Source organism: Arthrobacter sp. efr-133-TYG-104, assembly GCF_030208915.1.
In the GTDB taxonomy this organism is placed as follows: Bacteria; Actinomycetota; Actinomycetes; order Actinomycetales; family Micrococcaceae; genus Arthrobacter.
In genome coordinates this window covers 130,318-150,047 of record NZ_JARVTA010000002.1, presented here as the reverse complement: position 1 = coordinate 150,047, position 19,730 = coordinate 130,318, and the positions used below count along the sequence as shown (strand labels likewise).

The 19,730-nt window shown below is 62.5% G+C and carries 19 protein-coding genes; 14 read left to right on the top strand and 5 right to left on the bottom strand.

All coding sequences use genetic code 11. The annotated features are described in order from the left end of the window. The first annotated feature begins 24 nt into the window (after nucleotides 1-24). The 14 genes from dop (at nucleotide 25) to QRN04_RS02850 (ending at nucleotide 15,745) form a co-directional block, all read left to right on the top strand. Nucleotides 25-1,662, top strand: coding sequence for a depupylase/deamidase Dop (gene dop / locus QRN04_RS02915; protein ID WP_284974867.1), 1,638 nt, complete (start codon nucleotides 25-27; stop codon nucleotides 1,660-1,662). Nucleotides 1,663-1,763: 101 nt separating this feature from the next. Then, nucleotides 1,764-1,967, top strand: coding sequence for a ubiquitin-like protein Pup (locus QRN04_RS02910; protein WP_284974652.1), 204 nt, complete (start codon nucleotides 1,764-1,766; stop codon nucleotides 1,965-1,967). Between the two features lie 80 nt (nucleotides 1,968-2,047). Next, nucleotides 2,048-2,857: a proteasome subunit beta gene (gene prcB, locus QRN04_RS02905; RefSeq protein WP_284974651.1), complete on the top strand. Its 810-nt coding sequence runs from the start codon at nucleotides 2,048-2,050 to the stop codon at nucleotides 2,855-2,857. A gap of 1 nt (nucleotide 2,858) precedes the next feature. Continuing rightward, nucleotides 2,859-3,566: a proteasome subunit alpha gene (gene prcA, locus QRN04_RS02900; RefSeq protein WP_284974650.1), complete on the top strand. Its 708-nt coding sequence runs from the start codon at nucleotides 2,859-2,861 to the stop codon at nucleotides 3,564-3,566. 1 nt (nucleotide 3,567) lies between these two features. Next, nucleotides 3,568-4,932: a Pup--protein ligase gene (gene pafA, locus QRN04_RS02895; RefSeq protein WP_284974649.1), complete on the top strand. Its 1,365-nt coding sequence runs from the start codon at nucleotides 3,568-3,570 to the stop codon at nucleotides 4,930-4,932. A gap of 109 nt (nucleotides 4,933-5,041) precedes the next feature. Further along, nucleotides 5,042-5,971: an FKBP-type peptidyl-prolyl cis-trans isomerase gene (locus QRN04_RS02890; protein ID WP_284974648.1), complete on the top strand. Its 930-nt coding sequence runs from the start codon at nucleotides 5,042-5,044 to the stop codon at nucleotides 5,969-5,971. A gap of 84 nt (nucleotides 5,972-6,055) precedes the next feature. Beyond that, a complete protein-coding gene (locus tag QRN04_RS02885) occupies nucleotides 6,056-6,451 on the top strand; it encodes an FKBP-type peptidyl-prolyl cis-trans isomerase (RefSeq protein WP_026540707.1) in 396 nt (131 codons plus the stop codon). A gap of 118 nt (nucleotides 6,452-6,569) precedes the next feature. Continuing rightward, nucleotides 6,570-8,591 (top strand): helix-turn-helix transcriptional regulator, encoded by a 2,022-nt coding sequence (locus QRN04_RS02880; RefSeq protein ID WP_284974647.1) that lies wholly within the window; start codon nucleotides 6,570-6,572, stop codon nucleotides 8,589-8,591. A gap of 9 nt (nucleotides 8,592-8,600) precedes the next feature. Beyond that, nucleotides 8,601-8,960, top strand: a complete 360-nt coding sequence (locus QRN04_RS02875; RefSeq protein ID WP_284974646.1) for a hypothetical protein — start codon at nucleotides 8,601-8,603, stop codon at nucleotides 8,958-8,960. A gap of 36 nt (nucleotides 8,961-8,996) precedes the next feature. After that, the gene (gene tatA, locus QRN04_RS02870; RefSeq protein WP_284974645.1) at nucleotides 8,997-9,266 is read left to right on the top strand and encodes a Sec-independent protein translocase subunit TatA; all 270 of its coding nucleotides are present in this window, start codon (nucleotides 8,997-8,999) and stop codon (nucleotides 9,264-9,266) included. Between the two features lie 6 nt (nucleotides 9,267-9,272). Further along, complete coding sequence (gene tatC, locus QRN04_RS02865; RefSeq protein ID WP_284974644.1) at nucleotides 9,273-10,109, top strand: twin-arginine translocase subunit TatC; 837 nt, start codon at nucleotides 9,273-9,275, stop codon at nucleotides 10,107-10,109. A 24-nt stretch (nucleotides 10,110-10,133) separates the two neighbouring features. After that, nucleotides 10,134-13,118: a DEAD/DEAH box helicase gene (locus tag QRN04_RS02860; protein ID WP_284974643.1), complete on the top strand. Its 2,985-nt coding sequence runs from the start codon at nucleotides 10,134-10,136 to the stop codon at nucleotides 13,116-13,118. A gap of 57 nt (nucleotides 13,119-13,175) precedes the next feature. Beyond that, the gene (locus tag QRN04_RS02855; RefSeq protein WP_284974642.1) at nucleotides 13,176-14,870 is read left to right on the top strand and encodes an amidohydrolase; all 1,695 of its coding nucleotides are present in this window, start codon (nucleotides 13,176-13,178) and stop codon (nucleotides 14,868-14,870) included. A gap of 131 nt (nucleotides 14,871-15,001) precedes the next feature. After that, a complete protein-coding gene (locus tag QRN04_RS02850) occupies nucleotides 15,002-15,745 on the top strand; it encodes a polyprenol monophosphomannose synthase (protein WP_284974641.1) in 744 nt (247 codons plus the stop codon). 103 nt (nucleotides 15,746-15,848) lie between these two features. Here QRN04_RS02850 and QRN04_RS02845 read toward each other — a convergent pair whose 3' ends face one another. From QRN04_RS02845 to QRN04_RS02825, 5 genes are all read right to left on the bottom strand, one after another. Beyond that, the gene (locus QRN04_RS02845; RefSeq protein WP_011774875.1) at nucleotides 15,849-16,196 is read right to left on the bottom strand and encodes an RNA polymerase-binding protein RbpA; all 348 of its coding nucleotides are present in this window, start codon (nucleotides 16,194-16,196) and stop codon (nucleotides 15,849-15,851) included. Nucleotides 16,197-16,464: 268 nt separating this feature from the next. After that, nucleotides 16,465-17,445, bottom strand: coding sequence for an SPFH domain-containing protein (locus QRN04_RS02840; RefSeq protein WP_284974640.1), 981 nt, complete (start codon nucleotides 17,443-17,445; stop codon nucleotides 16,465-16,467). A gap of 101 nt (nucleotides 17,446-17,546) precedes the next feature. Further along, a complete protein-coding gene (locus tag QRN04_RS02835; protein WP_284974639.1) occupies nucleotides 17,547-18,008 on the bottom strand; it encodes an NfeD family protein in 462 nt (153 codons plus the stop codon). A 109-nt stretch (nucleotides 18,009-18,117) separates the two neighbouring features. Next, nucleotides 18,118-18,975 (bottom strand): methyltransferase domain-containing protein, encoded by an 858-nt coding sequence (locus QRN04_RS02830; protein WP_284974638.1) that lies wholly within the window; start codon nucleotides 18,973-18,975, stop codon nucleotides 18,118-18,120. 37 nt (nucleotides 18,976-19,012) lie between these two features. Further along, complete coding sequence (locus QRN04_RS02825; protein WP_284974637.1) at nucleotides 19,013-19,687, bottom strand: peptide deformylase; 675 nt, start codon at nucleotides 19,685-19,687, stop codon at nucleotides 19,013-19,015. Nucleotides 19,688-19,730: the final 43 nt, after the last annotated feature.

Here is a 19,730-nt window from a genome sequence, read left to right as displayed (position 1 = left end):
GCGAACCTGCCAGTTGGTGGAGCGATGCGGGTCATGGGCGCCGAAACCGAATATGGGATCCACGCGCCGTCGGCACCCGGTGCCAACGCCACCATGATGTCAGCCCGGATCATCCAGGCCTACGCCACGGTGACCCGGCAGCGGGCAGCAGGCGGCGCCGAAACCCGCTGGGACTATACCGACGAGGAGCCGTTGCATGACGCCCGCGGATGGACCTTGGAGAGGTCAGCCGCGGATCCCAGCCAGCTCACGGACCAGCTGCCGGTGCTCGACGCCGAAGCGGTCGCCTTGGCCTACGGACGTCAGGAACTGGAGTTGGATGGCGGTGACGAGTCCGGTTCCTTGCTGATGAATATGGTCCTCGGCAACGGCGCCCGGCTGTACGTTGACCATGCGCATCCCGAGTACTCAAGCCCGGAGGTCACCAACCCACGCGACGCCGTCATCTGGGATGCTGCCGGAGACTTGGTGGCGTTGGCTACCGTCCGCAAGGTGGCAGCTGACGCCAGCTTGCCACCGATCAACCTCTACAAGAACAACACGGACAACAAGGCTGTCTCCTACGGGTCGCATGAGAACTACCTCATGCCGCGGTCCGTGCCTTTCGGCGACATCATCCGCGGCCTGACCCCCTTCTTCGTTTCGCGGCAGATCGTGTGCGGCGCCGGACGTGTGGGGTTGGGCCAAGACAGCTCTACGGCCGGCTACCAGATCAGCCAACGCGCTGATTTCTTTGAGGCCGAAGTGGGGTTGGAAACCACCATCCGGCGCCCCATCATCAACACCCGGGATGAACCACACGCCACCGCTGACAAGTACCGGCGGCTGCACGTGATCATCGGCGACGCAAACCTCAGCCAAGCCTCGAACTTCCTGAAGTTCGGTACCACCGCCATGGTCCTGAGCCTGGTGGAAGCCAAGCTGGCTCCGCCGATCGAGGTCCATGAACCCGTCCATGCTTTGCAAGCAATCAGCCACGACACCACGCTCACGGCCACCGTTCGGCTCATGGACGGTCGACGGGTGACGGCGCTGGACCTGCAATGGATGTACTACGAGGCGGCTGCCAAGCTCGCCCAGGAAACAGGCGTGTCGGACCCGCTCACCGGGGACGGCCACACCCACGAGGTCTTGGCGCAGTGGGAGTCCACCCTGACCGGCCTGGGCAACGACGTCGACTCGGTTGCTTCTTCGGTTGAATGGGTGGCCAAGAAGTCCCTGTTGGAGGGTTACCGAAACCGGGATGGCCTTGCCTGGGACAATGCGAGGCTCGGCCTCGTGGACCTCCAGTGGTCCGATATCCGCCCTGAGAAAGGCCTCTACTACAGGCTGCTGGCACGCGAACGCATGCAGACGATTGTCGACGACGGCGACATCGCGCGGGCGGTGGGCGAACCGCCGTCGGACACCCGGGCCTATTTCCGTGGTCGGTGCGTTTCCCGGTTCGGCAAGGACGTGGCCGGGGCCAGTTGGGACTCGGTGATCTTCGATGTTCCGGGGCTCGGCAAGCTGCAGCGGGTACCCACTCGGGAACCACTGAGGGGAACGAAGGCGCTCACTGGAGCCCTCTTTGACCGGCATCAGGAGGCGGCCACTTTCCTGGCCGAGCTGCTGGGACAGGAGCCACCTCCGCCCAGGAATTCCGGTGCGCCCGCCACGTGATCAGGAGGGCATCGCGAAACCCGTACGCAGCCACCCCGACCGTGGCAATATGGCAGTAGGAAGTCTCCACCAAAAGGAGACTGACAGTAGGGAGAAAGAATATGGCAGCTCAGGAGCAACAGCAACCACAGTCCCGGGAGTCCGAGACCGACGTGGATGTACCGGAGGCCCCTCCTGCGGCTCCCGAGGCCCAGGCTTCGGATGCGACGCAGGGCGTGGATGATCTTCTGGATGAAATCGACGGCGTTTTGGAATCCAACGCCGAAGAGTTCGTTCGGGCGTTCGTCCAAAAAGGCGGCCAATAAACGGAAGCCAGGAGCACAACGGCCCGTCCGGCGTGAGGCCGGCGGGCCCCGGCAGGCATCAGAGTCGAAGGAGTGCAGCAATGCAAGACCCATCAACCGGCCCCTTGGCCGCCCAGGCAACGTCTTCGTTCACGGAGCATCTGCAACGTTCCAGGCCCGAACTCCTTCCCTTCTCCCAATCCCTGCCGGCCGGATCAGTGCCTGCATCACCACATGCCACCACCATCGTTGCCCTCACCTACGCGGGCGGCGTGCTGATGGCTGGGGACAGGCGCGCAACCATGGGGAACATTATTGCCAGCCGGCACATTGAGAAGGTGTTTCCGGCGGACGAGTTTTCGGTGCTGGGCATCGCCGGGACGGCCGGTTTGGCGATAGACATCACCCGCCTGTTCCAAGTGGAACTGGAACACTACGAGAAGATCGAGGGCACGCTCCTCAGCCTTGTGGGTAAGGCGAATCGCCTCGGTGCCATGATCCGCGGAAACCTCCCCATGGCGATGCAGGGTATGGCGGTGGTGCCCTTGTTTGCCGGCTTTGACAATGTCTCCGGTATCGGCCGCCTGTTTTCCTACGATGTGACCGGTGGACGGTACGAAGAACAAGAACACCATTCAGTGGGCTCAGGTTCCGTTTTTGCGCGTGGGGCCCTGAAGAAGCTGTGGAAACCGAACCTCTCCGAAGACGACGCCGTCGCCGTTGCCGTTGAGGCTCTTTACGACGCCGCCGACGACGACTCCGCCACGGGCGGCCCGGACCCGGTCAGGCAGCTCTGGCCTGTGATCTACACGGTGAACCGCGCTGGCAACCGACGCGTCCCGGACCGTGAGCTGGCTGCCATTTCCGGTGCCATTGTTGAATCCCGCGCCGTCGCCGGACGAGAGGCCTGATATGACCCAGCAGTTCTACGTTTCCCCGGAACAGTTGATGAAGGACCGGGCCGACTTCGCCCGGAAAGGCATTGCACGGGGTCGGTCCGTCATCGTCATGAGCTGTGCCGAAGGAATCGCGCTGATCGCGGAGAACCCCTCGCCGTCGTTGCATAAAATCGGTGAGATTTACGACAAAATCGCCTTCGCCGCCGTCGGCAAGTACAACGAGTTCGAGAGCCTCAGGCAGGCCGGGGTTCGATACGCCGATGTCCGCGGCTACTCCTATGACCGGGAGGACGTCACGGCCCGTGGCTTGGCCAGCGTCTACGCGCAAAGCCTCGGCGCCGTGTTCACGGCCGAGCAGAAGCCGTTCGAAGTGGAACTGGCCGTGGCCGAGGTGGGCCTGACGCAGCAACAAGACCACCTCTACCGGCTCACTTTCGACGGTTCCATCGCGGATGAGAACGGTTTCGTGGTGATGGGAGGCCTCGCCGACCAGATTTCCGACGCCGTCCGCAGCGCATGGGAGCCGGCACTCAGCCTGGCAGGGGCAATGCGCTTGGCGCTGCGCTCCCTGGCTACGGACAAGGAAGCCGAAGCGCTGGCGGCCACCGCCGTCGAAACGGCTGTCCTGTACCGCTCTTCCGAAAGCCACCTTGGCTCGCGCAGGGCGTTCCGACGGCTATTGCCCGAGGACATGAACCGGCTGCTTACAGAGGAGGCTTGAGATGGACAAGCGGATATTCGGCATCGAGACAGAATTCGGCATCTCGTATTCAAGCCCTGACTCCCGGCCCTTGGCACCAGAAGAAGTAGCCCGCTACCTTTTCCGCAAAGTGGTCAGCTGGGGGAGGTCATCGAACGTGTTCCTGACCAACGGCTCGCGCCTCTACTTGGACGTCGGATCCCATCCCGAGTACGCCACGGCCGAATGCGATGACCTTGCCCAACTGATAGCGCACGACAGGGCAGGGGAACTCATTCTTGATGACCTGGTGGACGAAGCCCAAGCAAGACTGGCCGCAGAAGGGTTCACCGGCACCGTCTATCTGTTCAAGAACAACACCGACTCTGCCGGCAATTCCTACGGTAGCCACGAAAATTACCTCATACCCCGCCGCGGTGAATTCTCCCGGCTGGCAGAGATCCTGATCCCCTTCCTGGTCACCCGGCAATTGATTGCCGGGGCCGGAAAGGTCCTGAAAACCCCCCACGGAGCAACCTTCGCTTTCTCCCAGCGGGCGGACCACATCTGGGAAGGCGTGTCCTCAGCCACCACCCGCTCGCGCCCCATCATCAACACCCGCGACGAGCCCCACGCAGACGCCGAGTTCTATCGCCGCCTCCACGTGATCGTGGGGGACTCGAACATGTCCGAAACCTCTGCGTTGCTTAAGGTCGGAACGGTTGACCTTATCCTGCGCATGATCGAGGCTGGCGTCATCATGCGGGACATGCGGATGGAAAACCCTATCCGCAGCATTCGGGAGATCTCCCACGACCTGACCGGCCGGGCGCTGGTGCGGCTGGCGAATGGGCGGCAACTGACGGCACTCGATATCCAGCGCGAGTACCTTGGCAAAGTGACGGAGTTCGTAGCCGCGAACGGCGCCCACAACAGCCACGTGCCCCTCATTCTGGACCTGTGGACGCGGACCCTGGACGCGATCGAAAGCGGCGACACCAGCACGATCGACACCGAGGTGGATTGGGCCATCAAGAAGAAACTCATGGATGGCTACATGAGGCGGCACCAGCTCAACCTCGATTCGCCCCGGATCGCCCAACTCGATCTCACCTATCACGATATTTCGCGCCAGCGCGGTATCTTCTTCCTACTTCAGGCCCGGGGAGCTGCCCGTCGGCTGGTCACCGAAACCGACATCAAGGATGCCGTTGACGCTCCGCCCCAGAGCACGCGGGCTAAATTGCGCGGCGACTTCGTTCGCAGGGCGCAGGAACTCGGCCGGGATTACACCGTGGACTGGGTGCACCTGAAGCTCAACGACCGGGCCCACCAGACGATTCTGTGCAAGGATCCCTTCCGCAGTGTCGACGAGCGCGTGGACGCCCTCTTGGACTCTATGGGTTGATTCCCAGCTTCACCGGTTAGTCTGGGTAGTGCTCTCTTGCCAAGAGAGAAGCCGCTTGGATGCGCGCTGCGCCGTTCCGAGTCTCCCTTGCCCCGACGAAAGTGTTTTTGTGCGCCGACTTTTAGCAATTCTCATTCCGGCCCTGTTGCTCATGACTGCGTGCGGGGGAGGAGGAAGCACCCCGGCTGCCGAGCCCACCAGCCAAACAGCTGGTGACATCTCCAAGCTTGCGTCAGTCAAGGTGACGGACAACGGCGACACCAAGGCGCCGGGCCTGGACTTCACCAAGCCGCTGACCGTCACAGAGCCCACCATCAAGGTGGTTAGTGAAGGTACCGGGGCTCGCGTCAAGGCCGGGCAAACCGCCCAGCTCGTCTACTTGGCCGTGAACGGCAGCGACGGTAAGACTGTGGAGGATGCCTACACCAACGGTCCGCAGCCCATCCAACTCAACGACCAGCTGAAGTCAGGCAACTCAGTTATCTACAACGCCATCGTTGGCGCCAAGATCGGTTCCCACGTGGCCTACGCCGCTCCCGGTACTGCCTCCGGCACCGAAGCTGCAACCACCCAGTTGGTAGTCTTCAAGATCGTTTCGGCCAAGGATGCGCCCCCTGTGCTCTCCAAGCCGGAAGGCACAACTGTGACGCCTCCGGCCGGGCTGCCGACCGTCAAGGATGACGACAAGGGCGTGCCCCAGATCTCCGTTGCAGGCGTGGCCGCTCCCACCAAATTGATTGCCCAGGACCTTATCAAGGGCAATGGTCCCGCCGTCAAGGCAACCGATACACTCACCGTCAATTACGTAGGCGTCAACCTCGTTGGGGGCACCAAGTTCGATTCCAGCTTCGACCGCGGCCAGACGGCGAGCTTCCCCCTCTCCGGCGTGATCAAGGGCTGGACCCAGGGCTTGGAAGGCAAGACTGTGGGCTCCCGCGTGCTCTTGGTCATTCCACAGGACTTGGCCTACGGCGCCGCAGGCCAGGGCGGCGCGAAGGGTGATTTGGTCTTCGTGGTGGACATCCTCGGAATCCAGTAAGCCACCGCATCGGCGCCAGGACTGCATGGCGCTGCCCTAAGCTTGTTCCCGACACCTCTTTATCCCTCACACCAAGGAGAATCCATGTCTTTTGGACAGCGTGACTTCGACCGCACCAAGCCCGAAATCGACTTCCCCGAAGGCGACGTCCCCACCGATCTCGTCATCACCGACCTCATTGAGGGAACCGGCGCCGAGGCAAAGGCAGGGGACACCGTTTCCACCCACTACGTCGGCGTGGCCTGGTCCACCGGCGAAGAGTTTGACGCGTCATGGGGCCGCGGTGCACCCCTGGACTTCCGCGTGGGCGTTGGCCAAGTCATCCAGGGATGGGACCAGGGGCTCCTCGGCATGAAGGTCGGCGGCCGCCGTCGTCTGGAAATTCCTTCCGAACTCGCGTACGGATCCCGTGGCGCCGGCGGAGCAATCAAGCCCAATGAGGCCCTGATTTTCGTCGTTGACCTCGTCGCTGTCCGCTAGGGCGGAGCCTCGGACTGACCCCAAGGCGTAGCACTCAGCAAGGCGCGTCACCCCCGGTTTGTACCGGCCGGTGACGCGCCTTGCTGCTTTCTGCCCGGTCTTTAGTAACGTAGCAAGCGTGTCTGCATCCCGCACTGAACGCCTCCTGAACCTCCTCTTGGCTTTGCTCAACACCAAGGTGGGACTCCCGCGCGCTGTTCTCAGGGAGAAGGTCTACAAAGACTCTGCTGAGAACGACGTCGCTTTCGGGCGGATGTTCGAGCGTGACAAGGTTGACCTGAAACAGTTCGGTTTCGAAATTGAAACGATCGTTGACCGCAGCAGCTTTGGTAATGACGACCCCGGAACCACCCGGTATCGGATTGGCAAGGACTCCAACAGGCTCCCCGAGGTGGTCCTCACCCCGGCAGAGTCAACAGTCTTGCTGCTAGCGGCCCAGCTATGGGAGCGGGCGGCTCTCGGCACCGCAGCTGCCAGTGCCGTCCGTAAGCTCCAGGCGGCAGGCGGCTTCACCGACGTCGACCTCCCGGCCGGAGTCCAGCCCAGGATTAAACCCGCCGGGCAGGCGTTCGACGACGTCGTTGCGGCCATGCATGGTCGGCATACCGTCCGCTTCGGTTACCTGGCCGGCAGCACGGGCCGGGAGGAGCAGCGGGAAGTGGAGCCATGGGGGTTGGGCAGTCGCTTTGGTCAGTGGTATTTGGTCGGTTGGGACCGGGCGAGGGGAGCCAAGAGGTTCTTTAGGCTCTCACGCATGACCACCGCCGTCACAGCCGTGCCCGGAAGCTCATGCGAACCTCCGGCGGGATTCAACGCCCGGGCTGAACTCGATGAACTCAACGAACTCCCGTTGCGTCAGGCCACGTTGGAAGTGGACCGCGACAGGTTGCTTGCGCTGCGCAGGCGGGCCTTGGCCGCGCAAGAGCCAGCCATGGGCAGTCCAGCGCGAGACCGCGTCGTGGTCGAATTCCGTGATCCGGAGCAGCTTGCGGAGGAGCTTGCCTCCTACGGTCCCCGCGTCCTCGTGCAGGGACCGGCGGACTTGCGTGCCGCCGTCGTCCGCCGCCTCCAAGCCGCCTTGGACTTCCACACCAGCCCCGCCGTCGCACCCACATTCCCCGACGCCGGCCGGGCGCCGAGGGCCCGGAAGCGCACGTCCGAGGACCAGCTCGCCAGGATGCTGCAGCTGGTTCCGTTCCTGGTCCACCATCAGGGCCTGCACATCCAAGAGGTTGCCGACCGGTTCGGTATCAGCCGCAGGCAGCTCATCGACGACCTGAAAATCCTCATTTGTTCGGGGCTGCCGGGCGGTTACCCGGATGACCTGCTCGATATCCAGTGGGAAGACGACCACGTCTACATCTCCGAGCACCTGGACCTGAACAGGCCGGTCAAGTTCAGCGAGGACGAGGCGGCCGCACTCCTCACGGGCCTGGCCATGCTGGGGGACTTGCCGCAGTTGGCCGGCATGCCCGAAGACCAACCGGGAAGCGCGTTGGAGTCCGTCACCATCAAGTTGACCGGCGCTGCCGGGAAGGCCGGACGCCTCGCTGGATCGGTCTCAGGGCAGTCGGTCGCCCCCGAACAATCGCAGTCCTTCGCCACCATCACCCAAGCCATCAGGGACAGCCAACAACTGCATCTCCGATATTTGTCACTCCAAAAGGACGAGATCACCGAGCGCGACGTCGATCCGCTTCGCCTGTACTCGCTGGACAACACCTGGTATTTCGAGGCCTATTGCCACAGCGCCGCCGGAATCCGGAACTTTCGGCTGGACCGGGTGGAAAGCCTCGCGGCCAATGGCCGTGCAGCTTCCCACACGGCGACCGCTGGGCAGGATTTTCCGGCGCGACTGTTCACGCCAAGTGACGACGACGTGCTTGTGGCGCTCAAACTGACGCGGCAAGGTGCCGGGCTGGCCGATGACTATTACGCCGAACGCACCGCGCAGCGTCCCGACGGCGGACTGCTCGCCGAGGTCCGCTTCGGCAACGCCGGTTGGGTTCCGATGTTCATCTCCCAGCACGGCGGCGCAGTCAGGGTGCTGGCCCCGGAGGCAGTTCATACCGAGACAGGGACGTGGCTCCAGGCGGCCCTTTCGCAGTACGAGTCGGCGTCCGGCAGCGTGGCTGGCTAGACTACTCAGATGCCTTGGTGGTTCTGGATCCTGTTATGGATCGCGCTCATAGCCCTTTCCCTGCTCCTTCATGTGACTCTGGGATATCGCCTGTACCGGAAGATGATGTCTACCGTCCGGGAGTTGGGGGAGGCGGGCAAGAAGTTCAGTTCCTTGCCGGCCGCCCGCATTGACCCCGACATCGAGGCTCACGATGCGCCGAATGAGCGCCCCGAACAGGGCTCGGCGATTTTTGCCTCCCCCGAGCAGATGCGTCATGATTACGTGACGGCCAAAGCCGCCCGCCAGGAAGTTCGACGCCGGAAGCGCATCCAGCGCAAGGCCGAGCGGGGTCAGCCACAATCCCTGCACGACATCGAATTCAGTTAGACGTAGGATGTACCCAAAAGGAAAGGACCTCCCCACATGAGGCTCGAAGGCTGGCATCTCATCATCATCATCGTTTTGGCGCTGCTGCTTTTCGCTGCGCCAAAATTGCCCTCCATGGCACGCAGCATCGGTCAGTCGATGCGTATCTTCAAATCCGAAGTCCGCGAAATGAAAAAGGACGGCTCCTCGGAGAAGAAGGACGCCCCGGAGTCGACTGACGCCGTAGAAGGCACCGTCGTCGGCCACCCTGACGTCAAGACCAGCAGCAAGGGCGAGACCGACGTTCCGCCCGCCACCCGCGTCTAAAAAGAAGTGGTAGAAACGAAGGGGCGCAAGGCCAACCCCGAAGCCCGGATGGGCTTGCTTGACCACCTCAAGGAGCTCAGGAACCGGCTCTTCAAGGCTGCCATTGGCGTTGTCCTCGGGACCATCGTGGGGTTCATTGTCTATCAGCCCTTGCTGACGGCATTGATCAAACCGATCACGGACCTGAACCACAAAGAAGGGCGCGCGGCCACCCTTAACTTCGACGGCGTCGCGAGCTCGTTCGACCTCATGGTCCAGGTTTCGGTCTTCCTGGGGCTTATCCTTTCCAGTCCCGTCTGGATCTACCAACTCTGGGCCTTCATCGTGCCCGGGCTCCACAAGAAAGAGCGCCGAATGGCGCTGTCCTTTGTTGCGGCAGCGGTGCCATTGTTCGTTGGCGGCGTGTTGTTAGCGTGGCTCGTGCTCCCGAACGCCGTCCGGGTACTGACGGACTTCACACCCGCCGGCGGGTCGAACTTCATCAGCGCGGACGTTTACCTGTCCTTTGTCCTGAGGCTTCTGCTGGCCTTTGGCATCGCTTTCCTCGTGCCGGTTGTTTTGGTGGGGCTCAACCTTGCCGGGATCATCAAAGGCAAGCAACTCGTGAAGAGTTGGCGTATCACCGTCTTCCTGGTCTGCTTGTTCGCGGCCATGGCGGCTCCCGGAGCGGACGCCATGAGCATGTTTTACCTGGCCACGCCCATGCTCGTGCTGTTTTTCGCTGCAGTGGGCGTGTGTCTGTGGAATGACCGGCGTCGTGAGCGTCGGACGATCAAGCGTGAAGCTGAGACCGAGGCCACGGCGGATATCGCAACCCCCGCTTCGGAACTGGAGAATCTCTAGACCTCTGGCCACTAGGCTGGATGTATGTCCTCTACTTTCGGGTCGCCATCTCCAGCAGACCGTTACCAGGCTGCAGCCACCAGGGCAGCTGAGGCCAAGACGTACTTAGGTGCATTTGCACGGTCACTGGACTTCGCCCTGGACGACTTCCAACGGGAAGCCTGCCGCTCCTTGCAGGAAGGCCGCGGCGTCCTTGTTGCAGCTCCGACCGGCGCCGGAAAGACAATAGTTGGAGAGTTCGCCATTTTCCTCGCACTCCAACGCGGGTTGAAAGCTTTCTACACCACCCCCATCAAAGCCCTGAGTAACCAGAAGTTTGCCGAGTTGGCAGCAAAATACGGGCCAGCGAACGTAGGGTTGCTGACCGGTGATACCAGCATCAACGGCGATGCCCCAGTGGTCGTGATGACCACCGAGGTGCTTCGCAATATGTTGTATGCGGACTCCGAGACTCTCGGTGACCTCGGCTTTGTGGTCATGGATGAAGTCCACTACTTGGCCGATCGATTCCGTGGCGCTGTCTGGGAAGAAGTGATCATCCACCTGCCCAGCGAGGTCCAGGTTGCCTCCCTGAGCGCAACGGTGTCCAACGCAGAGGAATTCGGTGCCTGGCTTGACACCGTCCGTGGTGATACCGATGTGATCGTCTCCGAGCACCGCCCTGTGCCGCTCTGGCAACACGTCATGGTTGGTCGGGAGATCGTGGACCTTTTTGCCGGTGACGTCACTTTCGATGCCATCGCTCCTGGCAGCGTGGCCGCGTCCGCGGCTGGCGATGACGTTCCCGGTCTCTCGGAGAGCGATGAAATCGGCGAAGAACCGGCTGCGGCTCGCCGCAAGCATAAGACGTCGGCCAAGAGTGCCGCAGCTGCTTCCGTGCGCCAAGCAGTGACCGGACCTGAGTTTGAGGTGAATCCGGACCTGCTGGCAATGGCACGTTCGGAAAGCCGGATGAACATGGGCGCGCGCTACAGCCACGGGAGCCGTAGCAGGCGCCGCCAGGACCGCTACCGTGACGAGCGGCAGCAAACCGAACAGCGGAGCCCGGTCAGGAAGGCAAGCCGCCCCCAGGTCATCGAGAGCCTCCGCCGCCAGGACCTGTTGCCGGCGATCACTTTCATTTTTTCCCGTGCAGGCTGTGACGCCGCGGTGGCACAGTGCGCTGCTTCGGGCTTATGGCTGACCACCGAGCAAGAGCAGCAGCTCATTGCCCAGCGGGTAGATGAGGCAAGCCATGAAATTCCGGCCGACGACCTCGATGTCCTGGGCTTCTGGGGCTGGCGCGACGGGCTGCTCCGCGGCTTCGCTGCACACCATGCCGGCATGCTTCCCACCTTCAAAGAGGTGGTGGAAAAGCTCTTCGCAGATGGCCTGGTCAAGGCGGTCTTCGCAACGGAAACCTTGGCCCTCGGCGTCAACATGCCCGCCCGCTGCGTGGTGTTGGAAAAGCTGGAAAAGTTCAACGGCGAAGCGCACGTTAACATCACCGCGGGGGAGTACACCCAGCTCACCGGACGCGCCGGCCGCCGCGGCATCGACATCGAAGGCCACGCCGTGGTTCTGTGGCAACCGGGAACGGACCCGGCAGCAGTTGCGGGCCTGGCTTCAAGACGCACCTACCCCCTTAATTCGAGTTTCCGGCCCACCTACAACATGAGCATCAACCTGATTGCCCAGTTTGGCAGGACCCGGGCGCGTGAGATCCTGGAATCCTCCTTTGCGCAGTTCCAAGCGGACCGCTCTGTGGTGGGCCTGGCCAGGCAAGTCCGCGGCCGCGAGGAGTCACTCGCTGGCTACGCAAAGTCGATGCAGTGCCACCTGGGCGACTTCACGGAGTACGCCAAGCTTCGTCGCGAGCTCAGCGACGCCGAGAACTTTGCGGCCCGTGACCATCACCGGGCCCGCAAATCCCGGGTGGCCGACTCCTTGACGCGGCTCATTCCGGGAGACGTCATCACGATCTACAGCGGGCGGTTGGCTGGCCACGCGGTGATCCTCGACGTCGATCCGAACGCCCGCGAGCCCCGGCCGTCGGTTCTGACCTCCGATAACCAGCTTCGCCGGATCAGTGTGCATGACCTTGACGGACCTGTCTCTCCCGTCACGAGGATCAGGATCCCCAAATCGTTCAACGCCAAGGTCCCCAAGTCGCGCCGGGACCTCGCAGCGGCGATGCGGCACGCCATCAGCGAGGACGCTCCGCAGAGTCCCCGCAACAGCAGGCATGAGGACTTTGGGTTGGGCGCAAGGCTTCCGGACCAGGAGCAGCACATTGCCGACCTCAGGCGCGCACTCAGGGCGCACCCATGCCATGGATGCAGTGAGCGCGAAGACCATGCACGGTGGTCCGAACGTTGGTGGAAACTCCGGAAAGAAACCGACGGTCTGGTTCGGCAGATCCAAGGCAGAACCAACACTATCGCCAAGACATTCGACCGGGTCTGCGACGTCTTGTCCGCATACGGCTACTTGGAAACGAACGACGCCGGACGCGTCACCATCAGCGACCACGGCCAACGGCTTCGACGCATCTACGGTGAGAAGGACCTTCTGATCTCACAGTCTGTCCGGCAAGGGGCACTCAACGATCTCGATGCTGCGGAGCTTGCCTCTTTTGCCACGACGTTGGTGTATCAGGCCAAGCGCGAAGACCGCGGACTCCGCCCCCGGATGCCTTCCGTTGCTTTGGAATCAGCAGTGGATATCGTGGTCCGGGAATGGTCACAGCTGGAGGACACTGAGGAACACCACCGACTTCCCCTCACGGGCGAACCCGAACTCGGGCTGATGTGGCCCATGTACAGGTGGGCCAGGGGCCGGCATCTGCAGGATGTCCTCCACGGCACCGACCTCGCTGCGGGCGACTTTGTGCGCTGGGCAAAACAAGTGGTTGACCTGCTGGACCAGCTCGCCAAGATTCCCCAACTGGATCCGCGTGTGGCGCGGATATGCCGTGAATCCATTGACCTGGTGCGGAGGGGCGTCGTCGCCTACTCAAGCGTGGCCTGAACCCCGCAGCCTGACGTCTTCCCTCCGCTCAAGTACTACGCTCAAGGAGCACAACGCATGAACCAACCAGGTGTGTCCACCGGCGCTCCCGAGGAATCCAACCGCCGTAAAGTCACCATGTATCGGAACGGTTCCATCTACACAGCGGCTGACCCTTTCGCGACAGCCATGGTGGTGGACGGCGATACGGTGGCCTGGGTGGGCTCCGAACAGGCTGCGACGTCCATCGCTGACTCCTCCATGGAGATCATCGACCTACGCGGTGCATTGCTGGCCCCCGGGTTCGTCGACTCGCACATGCACCTGACCGAAACGGGGCTCGCCGCCAGTGGGCTGGACCTGGCGGGGGTCCGTTCCAGCCAAGAGCTGCTCGACGCCGTCGCCTCCGCCTCAGGGACAGGCGCCATCCTGGGCCACGGTTGGGATGAAACGGCGTGGCACCGGTCCACTCTCCCTACCCTTGAGGAAGTGGACAGGGCAGCAGGGGGCAGGCCCGTATACCTTTCCAGAATTGACGTCCATTCGGCACTTATCTCGTCGTCGTTGGCCGCAGCGGCGGGCTTGAAAGGCATGGATGGCTTCGAGGCGGAGCCAGGGGCCTCGGGCTCCGGGGGTGGCGTCACAACGGCGCAGGTGCGCCGCGCAGCACATAGCGCAGCCAGGCGCGTCGCGCGTGAGCTGCCCGAGTCGGAGCGGCGCGATTATCAGGAACGCGCGCTCCGGGAAGCCGCCGCCAACGGGTACGTGGCATTGGCCGAGATGTCAGCCCCACACATCTGTGGTCCGGATGACCTGCGGATGGCGATCTCGTGGAACGAAGCACCGGCCTACCCCCAAGTCCTGCCGTACTGGGGCGAGCTCGCCACCTCGGAAGAACACGCCGGTGCCATCTTGCAGCAGATGGGCGGCAACGTCCTTGGCCTGGCTGGAGACCTGAACATCGATGGTTCCCTCGGTTCACGCACAGCAGCTTTGAGCCACGGTTACTCTGACGCCCCGGAAGAGCGCGGCAGCCTGTACCTGTCCGTTGACCAGGCAGCCGCGCATCTTGCCGCCACCTCTGCCTTGGGTGTGCAAGCCGGTTTCCATGTGATCGGTGATGCCGGGCTGGGCGCGGTGCTGGATGCCTTGGATATGGCAGCCAGTGACGTGGGGGAGCAGCGTATTCGGGCTGCGGGGCACCGCCTGGAACACGTCGAACTCGCAGACGCGGAAGCGATCGACAGGCTGGCCAAATACTCGGTAACGGTGAGCGTGCAGCCCGTGTTCGACGCTGCGTGGGGAGGCCCCGGTGGTCTCTACGAACAACGCCTCGGTGACCGCAGCAAAGCGATGAATCCGTTCGCTTCGTTCTACGCCAAGGGTGTCCCCGTTACCTTCGGCAGTGACAGTCCCGTGACACCGCTGCGGCCGTGGTCGAGCGTCAGGGCGTGCTTGGAGCACAGCAATCCGGAGCAACGCATTTCCGCCAGGGCCGCGTTCCTGGGCCATACCCGCGCCGGTTGGCGGGCGAGCAAGCACCGTAATCCGTTGATGGGCCAACTCGTTCCCGGAGCTCCGGCGAGCTTCGCGGTTTGGGAGGTAGAGGAGCTCATGGTCCAGGTGGCCGACAGCCGCGTTCAGTCGTGGAGTACCGATCCCCGAGCCAGGACCCCGCTGCTGCCGGCCCTTGACACAGGCAAGGACCCAGTCTGCCTGCAAACCGTCAGGGAAGGCCATGAACTGTTCGCGGCGGCTTCCCTTCGCGAATAGTCTCCGATGTGGCCCGGGCCACACCCGCAGTGGCGCGGCCCGGCGTCGTCCTATAATGGGGAGTTGCGCCAGGACGCCAGCTGTAAAGTTGCTCCGGCACTACGACCGCTCCATCAAGGAAAGGCCTCTTCTTGCGTGTCCTGACGATCATTCCCACCTACAACGAGCTCGAATCGCTTCCCAAAACTTTGGGGCGGCTGCGTGCAGCCGTACCGCATTCGGACGTCCTGGTGGTCGACGACAACAGCCCTGACGGCACCGGGCAGCTGGCTGACGAGGCCGCTGCCGCTGATGGCCAGGTCCATGTTCTGCACCGAAAGGGCAAAGAGGGCTTGGGAGCGGCGTACATTGCCGGGTTCAAGTGGGGGTTGGCTGCAGGATACGACGTCTTGGTTGAGATGGACGCCGACGGATCCCACAAGCCGGAGCAGTTGCCCCTCCTCCTGGACGCTGTGGAGAACGGGGCAGACCTCGCGATGGGTTCGCGGTGGGTTCAAGGTGGAAGCGTGGTCAACTGGCCCTTGTACCGTCAAGCTATCTCCCGGATCGGCAGCACATACGCGCGCATCATGCTGGGTGTCAAAATCAAAGACGTGACCGGCGGCTACCGCGCTTTCCGTCGCAGCACCCTCGAGGCACTGAAACTCGATGAAGTGGACTCTGTTGGCTACGGTTTCCAAGTGGACCTGGCCTGGCGTGTGGCCAAGCTCGGGCTGCGCATCGAGGAAAGGCCCATCACGTTTGTGGAACGCGAACTTGGAGCATCCAAAATGAGCGGCAACATCGTGGTCGAAGCCATGATCAACGTGACCAAGTGGGGCATCGCCGCCCGCTGGGCGAAGCTAACAAGCAAGACGCCGGCACGGGCCAAATAGCCCTAATACGGCACAAAAAACGGCCGGGCTTGGTTCGAGAAGAACCAGCCCGGCCGTTCCGTTTCCGTACTATGCGGATTTCCGTGCTATGCAGACTCCCGTACTATGCGGACCGGCGCTCACCGCGGCGTTCGCGCAGGATATTCAGTCGGTCCTCAAGGATCTGCTCCAGCTCAGGAAGGCTGCGGCGTTCCAGGAGCATGTCCCAGTGGGTGCGAACGGCTTTTTCGTTGGCGTCCACGGGGCGCTCACCGTCTACCAGAAGGGCTTCCTTGCCGGTCTTGGAAACCCACACCGGAGGAATTTCGGCTTCCGAGGAGAAGGTTACGAAGACCTGCTCGCCATCCTCGCAGCGGTACTCGACCCGCTGGCGCGGTGCCGGTTCGACGCCGGATTCAGTTTCCATGCTTTGGGCGCCAAGACGCATACCCCGCAGGCTGCGATCACTCATGATTACTCCCTCTGTCTGATCACGGAGCACTAACTCCGCGTTTACCATAAGCCGCCATGACGATCCTGACGGACATTACGGACTACTTCTTCACACCATGCATCACTCAATGCAACGCCCGGCCAAGCTTTATTGTTCCGTCCGTACTGAATGAGCCGGACAAATAACCTATTATACGCCAACCATGTGCAAGTACTCAAAGCGGGGTGAAAGGCAGGGACGGCCAGCCGATACGGCTGACCGTCCCTCGCTTCCGCGCCTTGCAGGTCTATCCGGCAGTCCGGGACTGCTCCGTGGTCGCTCCACGCTTGGTGCTCGCTGCATCCGCGTCATCGGTGAACAGACTGGCCGCTGGAGAATCCTCCAGGCTCCCGCCCAGCGCGCCGCCAATACCTTTAAGGGCCTCGCCCACTTCGCTGGGGATGATCCACAGCTTGTTGGAACTGCCTTCGGCAATCTTGGGCAGGGTTTGCAGGTACTGGTAGGCAAGGAGCTTTTGGTCGGGATTGCCTTTGTGAATGGCGTCGAAGACTTTCTGGATCGCTTGAGCCTCACCATCGGCACGCAAGATAGCGGCCTTTGCATCACCTTCAGCTGCAAGGATGGCTGCTTGGCGCTGGCCTTCGGCGGTGAGGATCTGAGACTGCTTGGTACCCTCGGCCGTGAGGATGGCTGCTCGCCGATCACGTTCAGCTCGCATCTGCTTCTCCATCGAGTCTTGGATGGAGTGCGGCGGGTCGATCGCCTTGAGTTCAACACGTGACACACGGATACCCCAACGGCCCGTCGCTTCATCAAGGACGCCGCGCAGTTGGCCGTTGATTTGGTCACGGGATGTCAGGGCCTCTTCGAGGTTCAGCCCGCCCACGACGTTACGGAGGGTAGTAGTGGTCAACTGCTCCACTGCCTGGATGTAGTTGGCGATTTCATAAGTCGCCGCCCGAGGGTCGGTGACCTGGAAGTAGACCACGGTGTCAATTGACACCACCAGGTTGTCTTCGGTGATGACCGGTTGCGGTGGGAAGGACACCACTTGTTCACGGAGATCAAGCAGCGGCAAGAGCCGGTCCACGAAAGGGATCAGGATGGTCAGCCCAGGGTTGAGCGTGCGCTGATACTTGCCGAGCCGTTCAACCACGCCGGCACGTGCCTGCGGAATGATCCTCACGGACCGGACCAGCACAATAATGACAAAAATGACGAGAACAACCAGCACAATCGCTGCGGCTGTTCCTCCTAAGCCGTCCATACGTCTCCTTCGTTCCCCAATTGAGTGGTTCATACGGCTTCGCGGGCGGACTTGCCGGCCCACCATCCGAAAAACTCCAGATGCCGGCTGTTAGCCGCCGGCTAGCTCGGGCTGTTGTCGGCAGATGAGGTGACCACCGCCGTCGCACCTTCAATTTTTGTCACATGGACAGTTGCGCCGGCGTCGAGTATCCCAGCGGTGCTGCGCGCGCTCCAGACGTCGCCGCCGATCTTGACCAGTCCGCTGGTGCCGCTGACGGACTCGAGTACCAGGGCGGACTGCCCGATCAGGCGGTCGATATTTGTGCGCTGCTCTTCAGGACCTTTGTGGAGGTGCTTCAGCGCGATGGGCCGGACAAACGCGATCATCAGAAGGGAGACGACGGAGAAGATGACGATTTGCAGCCAGAACGGGGCACCCGCAAAGTCAGCGGCCAGGCCTGCCAGGGCACCCCCTGCCAGCATGATGAAGAAGAGGCTGAGCGTTAACATCTCCACCACTGCGAACGCAAGAAAAACCGTGAGCCAGAGGGCCCACCAGTTCTCGCCGAGCCATTCAAACATTACGTCCCCCTTGGTCCTGGACCCCGTAAACAGGATCGCAGTCTCTATCCCTTCATCCTAGACCGAGACCGGGTTCAGCGTCAGTGGTCCGGGGTAATGCGACCCGCTGCTAGGAGACCGGTGGACCGCTGGTAAACGCGCTGAGCTGGAACTTTGCCGTGGTGGCCAGGGTGGCCCGGCCGTGTAACAGCACGTCGATCTCCTCGCGGCGCAAGTGGTGTCCAGCCGGCCCCATATAGGCAAGGTCTGTAATCTCAGATCCGCTGAGGACGAGTGGAACGTCCAGGGTGTGCTCCACCACCTCAGTAAAATATCCGCTCATCGTGGCAGCAAGACGTTCGGCTTTCCCTTCCTCGATCCTGAGCATTCCGCCGAGGGAAGCCAGCTCTGCGAGATGACCAGGCTGCGGTGTCACGACGATCAGCGTTCCGCCAGGGCGCAACACCCGGGCAAACTCTGCAGGGTTTCGTGGCGCAAACACCACCATGACTACGTCCACCGCGTCATCTGCCATAGGCAGGGGACGCCAGAGGTCCCAGACCAGGTTCGCGGCCTCAGGGTTCAGCCGGGCCGCACGCCGCAGCGCAAACTTGGATATATCCAACCCTATGGCCGCCGCCTTTGGCGACGCGTTCAGTACTGTCCGCAGGTAATGGCCGGTTCCGGTGCCGGCGTCGAGTACCAGCGAGCCGGGCCGGTCAAGGAAATCTCGCGCCAACCGCGCAACAGCTTCCTCAAGGGGGGCATAACGCCCCGCGTCCAGGAATTTTTGGCGCGCCGCCACCATCTGCGCGGAATCCGACTCGAAGACCGTTCCCTTACCCGTCAGCAGGTTGAAATATCCCTGCTTCGCAGCATCGAATGCGTGTCCCGTCGGACACTTAAGCGTCAGCTGTGCTTGGTGGTCAAGAACGAAAGTGCCCGAGCAAACAGGACAGCGGAGGGCGGCAACAGCGTCGGGCAACATGGCTTTAATCCTACGGGGGACCGCCGCTGGCCCCGGGTCAGTCGGTCAGGAAGCCCAAGCTGCGTTTCGCGTCGTCAATCCCCGGCGCCGACCATCGCATCGAGTGCTCAGAATTGCTGGAGAGGGACCGGAGCTCGGCGCGATCCAGGTAGAGGACGCCGTGAAGGTGGTCGGTTTCGTGCTGGACAATGCGGGCTTGCCAGCCCGAGAACCATTCTTCCGCGGCCACGCCTTCCGGCGTCAGGTAGCTGAGCTCCACGTTGCGGTGCCTGGACACCACCGCCTGGTAGCCGGCGACAGATAGGCAGCCCTCATAAAACGCGGCCGTTTCTCCACCGAGGGGACGGTATTGAGGATTGATGATGGCGAAAAACGGCAGGTGTTCCCGGTGCCTCGCCGCGGCCGACGCCGGATCCACCTCGAACTGGTCCTCAAGGACCGCGAGTTGGAGGGGGATGCCCAACTGGGGTGCGGCCAGTCCAACGCCCGGGGCAGCATGCATGACCTGGCGCATACGCTCCACCAGGGCGGAGAGCTCGGAGTCGTCCAACTGCCCGTCATATGGCGCAGCAAACTGGCGCAACACCGGGTGTCCGGCTTGGACAATCGCCGGAAGCTGCTCCACATCGAGCAGTCGCCGGACGGCGTCCCGGATTTGGCTGGCGCTGAAAGTGGTGGCGGGGCCCACGGCCCCACCAAGCAGGTGGGTCATGGTTCGAGCCTATCGCCACGGTAAGCCAGCCCTGTACCTGACC